Source organism: Saccharopolyspora sp. NPDC049426 (assembly GCF_040676935.1).
Classification (GTDB): domain Bacteria; phylum Actinomycetota; class Actinomycetes; order Mycobacteriales; family Pseudonocardiaceae; genus Saccharopolyspora.
Genome location: NZ_JBFAPZ010000019.1, coordinates 108,589 through 122,735 on the forward strand (window position 1 = coordinate 108,589; position 14,147 = coordinate 122,735).

14 protein-coding genes are annotated in these 14,147 nt (G+C 69.6%); 8 read left to right on the forward strand and 6 right to left on the reverse strand.

The window, feature by feature from the left end; translation table 11 throughout:
• The first annotated feature begins 70 nt into the window (after nt 1-70).
• Nucleotides 71-214: a hypothetical protein gene (locus tag AB0J78_RS30635; RefSeq protein WP_363795054.1), complete on the forward strand. Its 144-nt coding sequence runs from the start codon at nt 71-73 to the stop codon at nt 212-214.
• 547 nt (nt 215-761) lie between these two features.
• Here AB0J78_RS30635 and mihF read toward each other — a convergent pair.
• Nucleotides 762-1,073: an integration host factor, actinobacterial type gene (gene mihF / locus AB0J78_RS30640; RefSeq protein WP_363795055.1), complete on the reverse strand. Its 312-nt coding sequence runs from the start codon at nt 1,071-1,073 to the stop codon at nt 762-764.
• Between the two features lie 230 nt (nt 1,074-1,303).
• Between mihF and AB0J78_RS30645 the strand changes: the two genes are divergently transcribed.
• Nucleotides 1,304-2,593: a DUF1173 family protein gene (locus tag AB0J78_RS30645; RefSeq protein ID WP_363795057.1), complete on the forward strand. Its 1,290-nt coding sequence runs from the start codon at nt 1,304-1,306 to the stop codon at nt 2,591-2,593.
• On the opposite strand, the gene AB0J78_RS30650 is transcribed toward AB0J78_RS30645, so the two are convergent.
• The 5 genes from AB0J78_RS30650 to AB0J78_RS30670 are packed head-to-tail and all read right to left on the reverse strand — an operon-like array spanning nt 2,590 to nt 6,418.
• Nucleotides 2,590-3,780 carry an amidohydrolase family protein gene (locus AB0J78_RS30650; RefSeq protein ID WP_363795059.1) on the reverse strand — a complete coding sequence of 397 codons (1,191 nt, stop codon included), beginning with the start codon at nt 3,778-3,780 and terminating at the stop codon, nt 2,590-2,592. The genes AB0J78_RS30645 and AB0J78_RS30650 overlap by 4 nt on opposite strands.
• Nucleotides 3,777-4,904: a DUF6545 domain-containing protein gene (locus AB0J78_RS30655; protein WP_363795061.1), complete on the reverse strand. Its 1,128-nt coding sequence runs from the start codon at nt 4,902-4,904 to the stop codon at nt 3,777-3,779. The genes AB0J78_RS30650 and AB0J78_RS30655 overlap by 4 nt, the downstream gene beginning before the upstream one ends.
• Nucleotides 4,904-5,539 (reverse strand): hypothetical protein, encoded by a 636-nt coding sequence (locus tag AB0J78_RS30660; protein ID WP_363795062.1) that lies wholly within the window; start codon nt 5,537-5,539, stop codon nt 4,904-4,906. Before AB0J78_RS30660 ends, AB0J78_RS30655 begins: the two co-directional genes overlap by 1 nt.
• Nucleotides 5,540-5,570: 31 nt before the next feature.
• The gene (locus tag AB0J78_RS30665) at nt 5,571-5,909 is read right to left on the reverse strand and encodes a hypothetical protein (RefSeq protein ID WP_363795064.1); all 339 of its coding nucleotides are present in this window, start codon (nt 5,907-5,909) and stop codon (nt 5,571-5,573) included.
• Between the two features lie 41 nt (nt 5,910-5,950).
• Nucleotides 5,951-6,418, reverse strand: a complete 468-nt coding sequence (locus AB0J78_RS30670; RefSeq protein ID WP_363795066.1) for a transcriptional regulator — start codon at nt 6,416-6,418, stop codon at nt 5,951-5,953.
• A 770-nt stretch (nt 6,419-7,188) separates the two neighbouring features.
• Here AB0J78_RS30670 and AB0J78_RS30675 point away from each other — a divergent pair.
• From AB0J78_RS30675 to AB0J78_RS30700, 6 genes are read left to right on the forward strand one after another with little or no spacing between them, the layout of a single operon-like run.
• Nucleotides 7,189-8,454 (forward strand): hypothetical protein, encoded by a 1,266-nt coding sequence (locus AB0J78_RS30675; RefSeq protein WP_363795068.1) that lies wholly within the window; start codon nt 7,189-7,191, stop codon nt 8,452-8,454.
• Entirely contained in the window at nt 8,451-8,753 is a 303-nt protein-coding gene (locus AB0J78_RS30680) for a hypothetical protein (protein WP_363795070.1), read from the forward strand. The genes AB0J78_RS30675 and AB0J78_RS30680 overlap by 4 nt, the downstream gene beginning before the upstream one ends.
• A gap of 3 nt (nt 8,754-8,756) precedes the next feature.
• A complete protein-coding gene (locus tag AB0J78_RS30685; RefSeq protein WP_363795072.1) occupies nt 8,757-9,578 on the forward strand; it encodes a hypothetical protein in 822 nt (273 codons plus the stop codon).
• A 6-nt stretch (nt 9,579-9,584) separates the two neighbouring features.
• Nucleotides 9,585-11,060, forward strand: a complete 1,476-nt coding sequence (locus tag AB0J78_RS30690; protein ID WP_363795074.1) for a hypothetical protein — start codon at nt 9,585-9,587, stop codon at nt 11,058-11,060.
• On the forward strand, nt 11,057-12,568 hold the full coding sequence (locus AB0J78_RS30695; RefSeq protein ID WP_363795076.1) for an SCO6880 family protein: 1,512 nt from the start codon (nt 11,057-11,059) through the stop codon (nt 12,566-12,568). The genes AB0J78_RS30690 and AB0J78_RS30695 overlap by 4 nt, the downstream gene beginning before the upstream one ends.
• Complete coding sequence (locus tag AB0J78_RS30700) at nt 12,565-14,124, forward strand: ATP-binding protein (protein ID WP_363795078.1); 1,560 nt, start codon at nt 12,565-12,567, stop codon at nt 14,122-14,124. The genes AB0J78_RS30695 and AB0J78_RS30700 overlap by 4 nt, the downstream gene beginning before the upstream one ends.
• Nucleotides 14,125-14,147: the final 23 nt, after the last annotated feature.

A 14,147-nucleotide genomic window follows, 5' to 3' on the forward strand; every position in this document is an offset into this window, starting at 1 on the left:
GCTCGTGCAGCTCATCCGACATGTGGTGGGATGCGACGACAGGACTCGACGCGCGACAACATTGATACTGGTGACAGCATCCGCAGCGGCGGTACTGCTGTTGCTTGCCATCACCGCCGTCGCATTGCTCGGCCCCCTCCAGACCAGCCTGCTGACGGCCGGCACAGCTGTGACCTACGGCGGGTACACGCTGATCCACCAACGACGACTCTGATTCGCCACGGTCCTCCGTTAACTGGCGCTTCTCCTCTGCGGACTGGCCGAGATCAAGCATCTGCGGCCCCAGTTGTGATCATGTTTCTGCTGGTCAGGTGATGTTTGTCTGGCGTGGGAAGCAGTGGTGTCAATACTGACGCCAACTACCGAGGAACGGCGTCTTGAATCATGCAGTGGGAAGGTCGGCGCGTGGTGCCTCCGACCGGAAGTTAACCAGTGTTCCGGAACCGCCGTTCACTGGGTCGACCGTCGTCTGTGGGTCTCGTCGTGCCATCGCGTGGAGCATGGTCAGGCCTCGTCGCTGCGCACCCAGATTGAGGTGCGCAGCGATCGCAACGCACCCACACCGGGATCGGCTCGGGCAGCGTCCGGTGCGCCCGGACGCGGTAGTCGGGCGAAGCCTGATTGGACGATGGATCGAACATATGTTCTTATAATGACTGACCGGGCGTCGTGGGGGAAGCACGGCACCCGGTCGAGCGCAGGCCGCCCCGGTGATGCACCCGAAAACCCGGGGCGGGCCTGCGCACACGCCTTCGCGCGAATCAGCCAATGGCGGCCAGCAACGCCTGGCGCTGGCGTTCGCCGAGCCCGCCGAGCTTCCGGTTCTCGGCGATCTGGGCCTGCTCGAGCAGCTGGGTCACCTTCGCGGGGCCGTACCCGGGCAGCGCCTTCAACAGCTGCGTCACCTTAGTCTTCTTCACGATCTCGTCGGTGTCGGCGCGCTTGAGGACGCTCTCCACGGTGGTGGTACCCGTCTTGACCCCCTCCAGCAGCTCTGATCGTGCACGTCGCGCCGCGGCGGCCTTCTCCAGGGCTTGCTTGCGCTGTTCCTCGGACAAAGTGGGCAGTGCCATCGACATTCCTTCCGTTCGACGATTCGGCGGACATCATGACCTGGGACGACGACAACTCAGCCCGCACGTAGGCCTCGGCGTGTCGAAGAGCGGTCTCGCTACTGGCGCGGGGGTGTGGTGAGCGGCTTTGGCCGTGGAGTGCGACGCGCTGTCAGGGATTCGGGTGAGAATCGGGTTCGGGTACTGGAATCACCGTGGTCCCTGTGACCGTCCGGCGAGAGGAACCGCCCATGCCCATGCACCCACGAGCCCGCCGCAGGAGCAGTGGCGCGACGAGCGCGACCGGGAAGCCAGGTTCGGGACAGGTACGGCTGGCCGACCGGGACGTCGAGGTCGCTGACCTGAAACAGCGCCCCGACCGCTACACCGGGTTGTTCGGGCGTGCCCGCAGCGAAGTCGGCCACGCGGTGTGCCTGTGCAGGAGCGACGAGGTGGTGCGGTTGGTGATCCGCTGCCGGTCTGGGCGGTATCACCTGGCCAACTGGCCCGCCGGTGGCCACCAGCACGCACCCGGCTGTTCCTGGTACCGCAGCCCGTCCTCGACGTCAGGCCGCAGCACCTACGAACCGGCGATCAACGCCACCGAGGACGGCACCTCGATCCGGCTGTCCGCCCAGCTGACCATCCACGGTGTCTCCACTGATCCATCCACCACGCATGTACCGGTCGCGGCGAAACCTGGTTCCTCGGAGCCATCCCCTACGACCCAGCGGCGCTCGATGGGGTTGTTGGCCTTCTTGCACTACCTCTGGGAATCGTCGCAGCTCAACGTGTGGCACCCCCGTACCGGGCGTCGGGATTGGCGTGCTTGCCGGGCGCGGCTGGTCGAGCAGGCTCGTGACTGCCGGGTCAACCGCAGAGAGCTGGCGGAGGCGCTGTGGATCGTACCGCCGTTCCAGAGTGAGTACGCCGAGCACATCAACGCCGACTGGGACCGTTTCCTCGAGAGCTTGACCCCCGGCCGTTCACGGCGCCGCGGCTTGGTGCTCGGGCAGATCCGCCAGATCGCCCCCACGAAATACGGCTTGCGGATCGGATTGGCGCAGCAGCGGGCCCTGCTGTACGCCTCCCGGGAACTCATGGACCGGTGCACCCGCTCCTATCCGGTCGCGCTCGCCGCGCACGCGAGGGAAGCCGGACATCAGGTAGTGCTTCTCTTGATCGAGCGCAGCCCCGGGGGTTACCCGGTGATCAAGGACCTGGCGGCGATGCTGACCACCACGTTCTACGTGCCGGCGGACTCCAGCCACGAAGCGGAGATGGCTGACGCGCTGGTCTCCGCGGGACGCGCGTTCGTCAAGCCCCTGCACTACGACGGGGGAGGTGCGCACCCGGATTTCGTGCTCGTCGACGAGAGCCCGGAGGCCTACGTGGAGGTCTGGGGCGTGCGCGGCCGGGAGGACTATGAGGCCCGGAAGCGCGCCAAGCAGGAGCTTTACCGCGAGTCCGGCAAGAGGTTGCTGGAGTGGGACGTGCGCGACCCTTTGCCCGACCTCGCCCGCCGACCAGCGTTCCGTTAGCGCCAGTCGCCGTTCTGCATGACCGCCTGGACCCGGCGCACGGCGCCGAGGTCGTCACGGGGGTTGCCGTCGACGACGAGGATGTCGGCGGCCAGGCCCTCGGCGAGCGTGCCGGTCGTGCCGGCCAGCCCGAGTGCGCGGGCCGCACCGGTGGTGGCGTAGTCGAGGACCACCTCGCGTGGCACTCCCGTCCACTCGTAGAGCTCCAGAGTGGACGCCAGGTCGTTGAACTGGGAGTTGGCGGTTCCCGCCCGGCTACCGGGGAGCTGGGGCACGCCTGCTTCCCAGAGCCAGCGGAGCTTGCCGTAGAAGATTTCCCGCGCCCGTTCGGACCCCATGTTCGCGGCGATGCGCCGCCAGTTCAGGCTGGCGGTGACGCACACGGCGATGCCGCGCTCGGCCATCTCACGGGCGGCCTTGTCGTCGTAGTCGGCCTGGTGGGGGCCGGTGACGAAGCTGGCGTGGGCGATGACGTCGACGCCGGCGGCGACGGAGTCGGCGATGGCCTGCGCGCCGTGGGCGTGGGCGGTGACCGGCAGGCCCGCCTCGCGTGCCGCGGCCACTACGGTCTCGATCTCCTCGCGGCTGAACTGGGATTCGTAGGCAGCGGGACCGCCGCCGGGGCTGAGATGCCCGCCGGAGGCGATGAGGCTGATGAAGTCCACCCCCTGCTCAGCACGGGCGTGGACGGCCTCGGCCAGGTCGTCGTCGACGGCGCCGCCGAAGAACGCGGCGTCCCCGCCGGGGATGGTCAGCGGAGCTCCCGCAGTCAGCAGGCGCGGCAGGCGGCGAGTGTCTGCGTCGGCCTCGCGCAGCCGGGCGACCAGGCCCCGGCTGTCCCCGACGTCGCGCAGGGAGGTGATCCCGGCCCGCTGGGCGGCGGCGGCGCGGGTGTGCATGTCGGCCAGCAGCAGCTCGTCGTCGCGTTCCTCGAACCGGTGGATGATCTCGGACTGATCGGCGCCGGTGTCGAGTGCGAGGTGGGCGTGGGCGTCGATGAGACCAGGCATGATCGTGCCGCCGGGGAACGGGCGGACCTCGGCGTCAGTGGCCTGCTGGACAAGTTCGTCGGCGGGGCCGACCGCGGCGATCGCACCGTCGCGGACGAGCACACCGCCGTTCGGCACGATCTGGCCGGTCGGTCCGGGCAGGACCCGGTCAGCGGTCAGCAGGATGTCGTCGGTCATCCCTGGTCCCCTTTCTGCGCGTCGTCGGGCACGTCGAGCTGCTGGCGCACGGCTTTCGACAGCCGGACGAGCTGGCGTGCGTCGTCGCTGATCACATCGGTGAGCGTGTCGGTGTCCTCGGGGCGCTGGCCGGTAACCAGTGCCGGGTAGTACTCGCGGCTCAAGGTGGTGAGCTCGAGACCGAGTCCGGTCTGCGGCTTTGGGGATCCGGTCAACCGGGCGAGGCCGTCGGCGCACTCGGTGATGCGCCGACGGGCCTGGAACCGGCGCATGTCGGCCGAGCCGAAGCCGCGCGGATGCTCGACTGTGAGCACCAGTTCTGGGTACAGCGTGCGGATGGCGTTCCACAAGGGCGCGAGCTGCCGGTGCAACCACCAGTTGCGCACCCAGACCACCAGGGCCTGGATGCGGCCGAGCAGCACCGGCAGCAGGATGCCGCCCACCAGGCCGATGGCGCCGAGGGTGTCCGAGCGCGCGACGTAGTTGTGCGTGTCGGGTACGACCTGGCCGAGCAGGGACAACAGGGCCGCGCCACTGTCGACCAGGGTGCTGGCCGCCAGGATCAGCGAACCAGCGGCCACGAGCACCAGGCCGATGCGGGTGATCAGTGTGGTGCGCCGTAGCCAGCGGATGGCCCAGATGCCGGTCTCGCCGAACACCCAGGTCATGTACAGCCGCCCGGCGAGGGCGAAGATCCCGGCCGGTGCCGAGATGGTGGGGACGTTGTACATCTCCATCGGGTCGCCGATGGAGAACGCCCAGATGGTGCAGGAGACGAACACGGCCGTGGCCACGGCGGCCACGGCCAGTGGGCGGCGCAGCCGGCTCCGGATGGCGGCCGCGTCGGTGTAGCCCTCGATGTAGAGGCGGAACAGCACCAGCCCGATCAGGCTGGCCACGATCGCGAGGTTGGTCAGCAGCACGACCAGGCGCTGATCGACGAAGTCCCACGGGCCGCCGGGCTTGGCGCCGCGGCGGACGATGCTGGAGATGAGGTTCGCGCCGACGACGAGGATGAGCGCCCATGTCCCTGCCGTGACCGAACGCCGGTACCAGCGGTAGAGCAGCCACGCGGCGAGCAGGGCCGCGATGAGCCCGACTCGCAGGATTCCCCCTGGTTCCATCAGATGTCCCCCAACGTCATTCGAAGTCGCTGGTCAGTGGGTGAGACTGGGTAGACCGATCTGTCGGTTAGCCACGACAGCAGGATCGTGCCCATCGTCTCGGCTTCCCACTCCACGTCGTCGTCGTACAACGTGGCACCGGCGATCTCGTCCGGGTGAACCGAAGGGGCCGGGCCGCCGGGTTCTTGGGCTGAGGCGCGCAGTTCGTTGAGCAGGCCCGGCCGGGCCTGCTCGAGTTTGTCGCTGACCGGTGTGGCCCCGGTGTCGCCGGTGCCCAGCACCAGATGCAGCATCGACTCCGGGAGCATGTTCAGGTGCTCGCGGACGTCTTCGACCTTGGGCGCGATCTTCTTCCTGGGGTGTCCGGCCAGAATGTGTGCCAGTTCGTGCAGCACGATCACCAGCTGGTGGCTGGCTGCGGTGTTGCGCTGGTAGACCACGACTTCGCCGGTTGGGTCCGTGCCGGTCGCGCCGAACGCCGAATCCACCGGAAGGTCTGCGGGGGCCAACGTGATCGGCCGACCGTGCACTCGGGCGACCGCTTCGACCAACGTCCGCAGCGGGATGGGCGGGCGGACGTTGAGCTGCGCGAGGAGGTCTCGGCAGCGCTGGTGCATCGCGTCGTAGTCAGTCATGACCCCCCAGCGGTGACTGTGAGTTGGGAAATCACCTCAACAGTAACTCGGCGTAGAGACTCAGGTAGTCCTGAGCAGAGGCCACCGGGTGTCGGCAGGGCCCGATGACCTGCATGTTCCGATCTCGCAGGGCGGCGGCGAGCACGAGCACGGCGTCCACGACCGCGGTGGTGCGGGCGTCGGTGAAGTACTCCGGAGGAACCTCCAGCGCCCGAGTCAGCGCCCGCCGCTCGGCAGGGGAGGGCAGCACCGCTCCGTCGACCAGCTCGGCCAGCCATTCCACTGTGGCGCCGCGAACACCGTGCTCGCGGACTTCGGTGACGACGTCCTCGGGTGATCGGTCGCGGTAGTGCAGCAGGAACGCCAGCATCTCAGCGAACGCCCGTGGCTCAGGCTTACCTCTCGCCTCGGTCAACGCTTGTCGTCGCCACCAGACTCACCGGTGCCGGAATCCTCACCGCGAGCGGGCATCGTGTTGACCACTTGCAACAGCCACTGCTGCGTAGCCGGATCGAGCGTGGCCGCCCTGGTAGCGATGCCCTCCACTGCGGCGTTGCGCAGCAGTGCGAGTTTGGCCAGCTGCTCGTGCATCGCTTCGGTCTTCTCGTCTTCGGTCAGCAGGTAGCCGGGGTCAATGTCGAAAAACCTTGCGATGGCCCGCAGCTGCTGCGCCCCGGGGTTCGTGCGCTCGGCGCGACGCAGGTAGCGCAGGTAGTTCGGGCTGATCGTGGGCCCCTGATCCTTCGTCTCCTCCAGCCAGTCGGCGACCTCGTTGTTCGAGTACGGGCCCCGGTTCGGTGGGTGCACCGCCGCGAACAGCTGGTTGATCTTCGCGGCGAGCCGTTCGGCGGCCTGCCGTTCGTCGTAGCCCTCGCTCAACGTCCTCGCTCCCGCCACTGGTGTGCGTTTTGATCAGTGTGTCCTGCGCATGGCCGTGTTGACAACAGCCAAATGGACCAGCACTATTCACTAGTGTGCGCCAATCATAGCGGGAAAGCGCACAGCAGTGATCACAACGCGCCCATCGTGTGGAGTGCAAGGACCACTCGGGGGAGTTGGTCGTGCTCCATCCGTTGAAGGGCAGGTCAGGCAAGGCCGAGGGTCATCGCCTGGCTCAGTGGCCGCCGAGGGGGCTGGTCCAGGTGGGCTGGCTGTGAGGGCCAGCCCACCACCCGAGAGGGAAGTCCGGCTGTGGGGGCCGACTTCCGATCAAGGGGAACGGCCGAGTGCCGGTGAACAGCGTGGGAGCCGATCTCTTCACGCGGGAGGTGCCATATGAACCATCCGCGCACTCATCGTTGCGCATGAGCTAGATGTCTGGCGGTCTCGGGCCGCGCAACAGGCATCGCCCTACAGACATCCCATACGGGCAGTCCGCGGTGGAAGCCATGTTCCGCTTCGCCCGGCGCGCATCCCTTCAGCGACTCCGGCATTTGGCGCCGGGTGAGCACTCCTCGAGTCTTCGCAGCTCAGTAGCCCTTTGGGTGCTGAGTGAGGGACAACGCGTCCTCGAATAGCCCGGCCTGCCCTGCCGCTGATCGCGCGCTACATCGTGCCTCGGGCCGGTGCACGCACCCCGAGGCCGTGGACCAACGCGCCTTCATCACCGCCCGGCCCTGCGCACATCGGTCGGGAAAGGAGACGAAATCATGGTTGCTTCAGGGCAGAACTCGCTGGGGCGCAACGGTTTCCGCAACACAGCGACCGCCTCACTCGTCGGCACCGAGCAGGGCGAGTCTTCGGAACCTCCGGCGGCGGGCACCACACCGCCGTCGCTGCCGGAGCCGGAGCGCACGGCCACCTCCACCCAGTGGCCGTGCGCTCCCTCCCCTGCCGATACCGATCAGACGCAGCCCCACGGCCTCGCTGACCAGCCCAGTCCGGCACCTGCCGAACCCGGCGGTCTCGAGGTCCGCGACCGGCGCCTGGCTCGCGCCGCGGGCCGGGCGTGGCCGGAGCTGCCCACGGCAGACGTCGTCGGCGCGGTCGAGGCCGGGCAGTGGGCTGCGGCCGGTGCTGGCGACGAGGCGGGCCTGCGCACGGCCGTGCAGACCGGTCAGGCGGCGGCCGCCGTGCAGCGGCAGGGCCTTCCGCCGATCAGCGACACCCTCGCGGACTGGGCTGGATTCGGCGAGGTCATCCCGGTGCTGGGCGCCTCACCCGGCGCCGGAGCGTCTCTGGTCGCCACCGTGCTTGCCGACGCGTTGCAGCTCGTCGAGCAGCGCGTGCTCCTGGCCGATACCGCCGATCCCGCGCGCTCCGGCCTGGCTGCCGCGGCCCGCTCGGACGGCCCGGCGCTGGACGGCCCGCATCCCTCGGTGCGCATCCGGTTCTCCTGGCGCGCCCAAGCGCTGCTGGCACGGGTGGAGACCGAGCTCCCGGTGATCACCCCGGGCATGGTGCCGCCCCCGCGCTTCTTCAAACCGAAGCACCAGTCGGTGCAGGCCACCGTGGTCGACCTCGGTCACGACGCCTGGCGCGTGGCCTCGCATCCACTGGCGGGGGCCGGGGCCTGGCTGCGTGCCGGGACTCCGATGCCGAAACCGGTGCTGGTCTGCCGGGCCACCCGACCCTCGCTCCTGCACGCCGAACAGGTCCTGGCGCGCCTGGATGCCTGGAACCGCGCCGGTGCCACAATCCCGCCAACCCAGCTGGTGGTCGTCGGCGCAAAGCGCTGGCCCACCGGCGTGCGCGGCAGCGCCGGATGCCGCGTGTCGGCCCTGCTCGACGACGCGCTCTTCCTGCCGCTGATCCCGGACATCGCCACCTCCGGAATCAGCGCCGAGATCACCCCAACGCGGCTGCGCACCGCCATCACCCCATTGCTGCGCCGCTGGGAGCTGCTGCCCCAGACGGCGTCGTCGGCCGGGCGGCTGCCTGGCCTGTCCCGCCGCTCGAAGGGAGCCACATCATGATGATCCAGCAGCTCGCAGACACGGCCCTGCCCGTCCTGGCCCAGATCCCCAACCCAGGACCAGTGGCCCCGCCCGGCTCCGAAAAGGTCATCGAGGCCGTCGGCAACGTCAAGTGGGGCGCCGGCGTGGCGTTGATGGTCGGCTTCTTCATCGGCCTGCTGGTGTGGGCCGGTGGCCGGTGGGTCGACCACCACCGCGCGGGCAAGATCGGCGTGATCATGATGCTGTGCGCCCTCGGCGGCGGCATTTTGTACGGGGTCGGCTATCAGCTGATCAGCCACTTCGCGGCGGGGGCCTGAGTCATGGCCCCTCCCGTCACCAAGCAGCAGCAGCGCAGGCGCCGAGCCGGTCTGGGCCTGTCGGCCATCGTCGTGATGGTCCTGGCCGTCGTCGCAATGGCTGGCGCGCTGGTGGTCTCGCACTACGTCACCGACCGGCCCGCACCGGCTCCCGCCCCGCCCCCGTCGAGGCCGGATCCGGATTCGGGCGGCTGGGACCTGGCGGCTGAGCACGCCCTGGCGAGTGCCCCGATGGCGGCACTGCCGGCGCAATCGGCGCAGCCGCAGCCGATGACCACCGAGCGGGCCGGTGAGCCCATCACCGTTCCCGCGCCCACGCAGACCGCCGGGCGCTGGATCACCGGCGGGTTCCCCGCCACCCCAGAGGGTGCGCTAGGGCAGCTCACCGCCCTGGATGAGGCCGCGATGCGCGGCGGGGACCCGGGCACCTACGCACGCGGGTTCCGCGAGCTGGCGTTGCCGGGTGCCCCGCCGCCCGAAACCACCGGGCTGTACTCGCTGCTGCGCTCGATGCGCAGCAGCGCCGGGCTCCCGCCCACCGGCGCGGTGCCGGACCTGACCGCGAACTACCAGGTCACGCACGGCCAGATCAAAGGCACCACCGATGGCGGCCGCTACGTCGTGGCCTGCGTGCTCGGCCAGTTCTCGGTCGACTTTCAGGGCCAGACCCTCACCGCCGGTGTCGGCGACTGCCACGCCCTGCGCCACGTCGGCGGCGACTGGCGGATCTCGCCCGGCCCGCTACCCGCACCCGCCCCGAGCGCGTGGCCGGGCAGCGCGGACGCGGTCCATGCCGGGTACCGGGATCTAAAGAGGGGCGGCTGATCTTCCATGTGGCCTTTCGACGACATCGGTAGCGCGATCGGCGGCAAGCTCAAAGAGCTGGTCAGCTCGGCGTTCGAGACGGCGATGCAGGCGTTGTGGGACGCCAGCCTGTGGATCCTGCGGGAGGCGTTCCGGCTCGCCGACCAGTTCTCGGTGTTCACAGTGGACACACGCGAGGGCCCGATCTCCGTGCTCTGGCCCATGATGCTGTGGATCTCCGGCGCGCTGGCGCTCGGGCTGTTCTTCTGGCAGATGACCACGACCTCGCTCCGAGGCGGGCGCGGGTTCATGCGCCTGGTCGGCGGACCGGTCCAGTACGGGATCGCCCTGGCGATCACCGTCGGCATGGTGGCGGGGTTCCTCACCGCGGCCGACGGACTCACCCACGGCATCCTCCAGTACGGCCTCCAGTCGACCAACTTCCAGGACGCGCTCCAGCACACCACGTTCGCCGACGCCGCCCAGGACGGCGTGAAGGCGGTCGCGCTCGGGATCTGCGCGTTCATCGGGGTCATCCCAGCGGGCATCGGCTACGTGCTGGAGATGCTGTTCCGCGAGGCCGCGATCTACGTGCTCGTGGCCACGATCCCGATCACCGCCGCGGGGCTGCTGGCCAACGTCACCAAGGCGTGGTTCTGGAAGGCGATCCGCTGGATCTTGGCGTGCATCGCCATGAAGCCCGTGCTGGCGATGACGCTGGTGCTGGGCGTGGCCATCTCCGGCGGGTCGAAGGGCCTGTCCGGGCTTCTGGCGGGAGTCGGCGTCCTGATCATCTCCCTGCTGATCCCGTTTGTGCTGTTCCGGCTGTTCGCGTTCGTCGATCCGAACTCCGATGCCGGTTCGACGTTCCGCGACGCCCTCTCCGGCGTCGGGGTGTCCTCCTACGGCTCCGGCAACCCGGCAATTCAGGCCGCGAACGCCCTCGCCGGCGGCGGTTTCGGAGGCGGGAGCAGCGGAAGCGATGCGCAGGAGTCCGCCAACGCCGACCGCTTCGATGAGGCGATGGCCGACTACGCCGACGGCGAGATGGACAACCACGGCATCGGCCACAGCTCCGGCGGATCCAGCGGTGGCGGGGGCTCCGGTGGTGGGGGCTCCGGTGGCGGCGGGGGCCAGAGCTCCGCATCGCCGCCCGCAGACCCCGGCGGCGACGGCGATGACGACGTCCTTGGCGGCGACGGCGCTGCGGCCCCGCCCGCTGCGGCCAACAGCGGCCGCGTGACCTCCTCCGACGGCATCGGCCCGCAAGGCGTCGGCGGCGGCGACGACGGTGGCGACGGCGGTGGCGGTGGGGGTGGCAGCGCAGGCGGTGGATATCCCGAGCCGCCTCCTCCTGAGCCTCCCGACTACGGACACCGCCCCGACGACGACGGCGGTGGCGGCGGTCCCCGCGGCGGCGGTGGTGGCGGTGGACCCAAGAACAACGGTGGCGGCGGTGGCGCTGCTGCCTCTGACGACGTGGAAGCGGCGGTGGTCGTATGAGTACCAACAACGTTCGGATCTATCGCGGTCTGGCCCGGCGCGAGCACGCGGGCTGGATCATGGGACTGACCCCGTTGCAGGCACTGACCTGCATCGTGCTGGCCGTTCCGGTGCTCTGGACCGTCAGCGCAGGCCAGTTCCTCACCGCCCTGATCCTGGCCACGATCTGCGGGTTCGTCGCCTGCCTGGTGGTGGTGCCCGTACGCGGGCGGCCGGCGTTCCGCTGGCTGGCGCACCTGGTGCTGCACCAGCTTGGCGTGCTGTTCGGCTGGTCGCGCTGGCAGTCCACGGCCGCCGCGGGCCTGCCGGTCGATCCCGACGAGCCGGATCTGCCCGGTGTCCTGCAACGGGTCTCGTTCCCTGACGGTCCGGTGTTCAAGGACCGCGGCCGGATCGCGCTGATCCACGACACCGGCGACGGACGGTGGGGCGCGACCGCGCGCCTGACCCACACCGGTGTTGGGATGCTGTCCAACGAGCAGTGCGAACGGCTGGCCTCCCGGCTGGGCAACCTGCTGCTGAGCATCGGGCATCGCGACGTGATCGACCGGATGTCGCTGCTGGTGCGCACCGTGCCCGACGACGGCACCGAGTACACCGTGTGGCGCTCGAAGCACGAGGTCGACCAGGCGCCGCCGCTGGCCCGTCAGGCCGCCGACGAGCTGGACCGCACCATCGGCGCCGTCTCGGTGCGCCACGAGATTTTCGTGACCATCTCCGGCACCGAGGACGCGCTGCGAAAGCCGGCGGCCGCCGCTGGCGGCGGGACCGAGGGACGGGCGCGGGTGCTCTACCGGGTGCTCGACGGGCTCGAGGACCCGCTCAAGGCCCTCGGCGCCGACAGCGTCGAATGGCTCTCCGGCAGTGGACTGGCTGAGGCCATCCGCACCGGCTTCAACCCGGACAGCTCGGCGGTGTTGCGGGCCGGGCACCTCACCGGCGACGGCCAGCAGGGCTTGCCTAAGGCCGCCGCCGGGCCGACCGAGGCGCCCTCGCCACCTCGGCGTCGCTATGACCACGATGCGTACTCCACCGTGAGCTACAGCGTTCTCATGCCCGAGGCGGGCACGGTGTTCGGCAGTCTCTCGCCGCTGCTGGCGGTCAAAACCGCGGGTGAACGCCGGTGCTTGGCCATTCACTACGAGGTCATGGACGCCCGCCGGGCTTCGCGGGCGGTGCAGAATTACCGGTTCCGGGCCGGTGTGCTGCGCGATTACAAGAGCTCGAAGGGGTTCTCGGCTTCCGCGTCGGATGAGCGGGAGGCCAGTGGCGCCCGTGCGCAGGAAAAGGCGGTGGCAGCGGGCCATTCCATCGTGCGCTACGCCGCTGCCTCGGCGGTGACGGTGCCGGCGCACTGGAACGTCGAGGACCACGCTGCCCGCCTGGAAAACGACGCCGCAGGCCGGTTCCGGCTGCTGCGGCTCGATCTCGCTCAGGATTCCGCGTTCGTCGCCGCCTGCTTGCCGGTCGGCGTCGGGCTGCCGCGAGCACGGGGAGGTGTGCTGTGAAGACCCGCACGAACGAGCGCAGCGCCGCGCAGCTGCTGGCCGACTTCGGTGCCCCGCCACCGAGCAAACCGCGCACACCGAACCGGCCTACGGCGCAGAAGGAGCGAGTCAACCGGCCGATCGCCCCACGTCGCGGCCTGGCCCGGCCGGGTCAGGGCTGGGCTCCGGTCGAGGCCCCGCTTGCGGTGTATGAGGCGGCCACCCACGAGATCGGCGGGCTGTTTCCGCTGCTGGCGTCCAACGGCGTGCCCGCTGTGGGAGCCCGCATTGGCTACGACACCGTCTCCGGCGGCGCGTTCTACGCCCACCCCATCGAGTGGGTGCTGCGCGGGCTGGCGACCAACCCGAACATGGTGATCTTCGGTGAGCCCGGACGTGGCAAGAGCAGCACCGTCGTCGCGTTCTTGCTGCGCATGATGCTCTTCGGCGTCCGCACCCTGATCAGCGGCGACGTGAAAGGGGAGTACTCGCCGCTGCTGCGGGCGCTGGACATCAACCCGATCGCGCTGGGCCGGGGATCGTCGGCGCGGCTCAACGCCCTGGACCTGGGGCCGCTGGCGAGCCGGTGGGATTCCTGGTCGGTCGACCGGCAGCGCGAGGAGCTGGACGGGGTGCTCGGCCGGTGGGTCAAGCTGCTGACCGCGCTGGCCGAAGCGCAGGGCTACTCGCCGACGGTCACCGACGAGGCGGTGCTCTCGCAGGTGCTGCGGCGCCTGGTCGGCGCCGCCGACGGCTACACCCACCTGCGGCCGGTCACCATCCCCGACGTCCAGCGCGAACTCGCCGACCCCGCGCCAGAGCTGTGGGAGGACACGCGTTTCGCCGATCGGCGGCAGTTCCTCGACACGCTGCGCCCGATCACCGACGCGCTGGCCAACCTGGTCAGCGGCCCGCTGGCCGGGCTGTTCGACGAGCCGACGAACTTCGAGCTCGACTGGGCCGCGCCGATCCAGTCGATGGATTTGTCCCTGCTGCGCAGCCGCGGGGACCAGGCCGTGGCCGTGGCGCTGACCTGCCTGGGCTCCTGGTCGTCGATGATCACCGATCTCCAGGACGACGGGGAGATCCGCATCGTCGTGCGCGACGAGGTCTGGCGGCAGATGCGACTTGGGCCCAAGGCCGTGCAGGCCGTCGACTCCGACCTGCGGCTCTCGCGCGCGGAGAAGAAGATCCAGATCCTCGTCGGCCACAAGCCCAGCGACTTCCTGTCCGTGGGCAACGCCGGATCCCAAGAGGTGGCGATCGCCAAGGATCTTCTGGCGCTGTGCTCCACGCGGATCCTGTTCGGCCAGTCCACACGGGTCGCCGACGAGCTGGCCGAGGACTTCGCCCTGTCTGGCAAGGAATCCGACGTCACCACGGGCTGGTGCATGGAGCGCACCGGCCGGGCGCTGTGGAAGATCGAGAACAACCCCGGCTACAAGGTCCAGTCGGTGCTCTCGCGCACCGAGAAGCACACCTTCGACACCAACGCCCAGCTTCGGGCCGTCCCTCGTGAGTTCACGAAAACCGACGGGTCTGTTGACCGGAACCCAAGTGTAGGGGGTTGGCGATGAGCGTGGGTCGTGTCGTGGGTTCA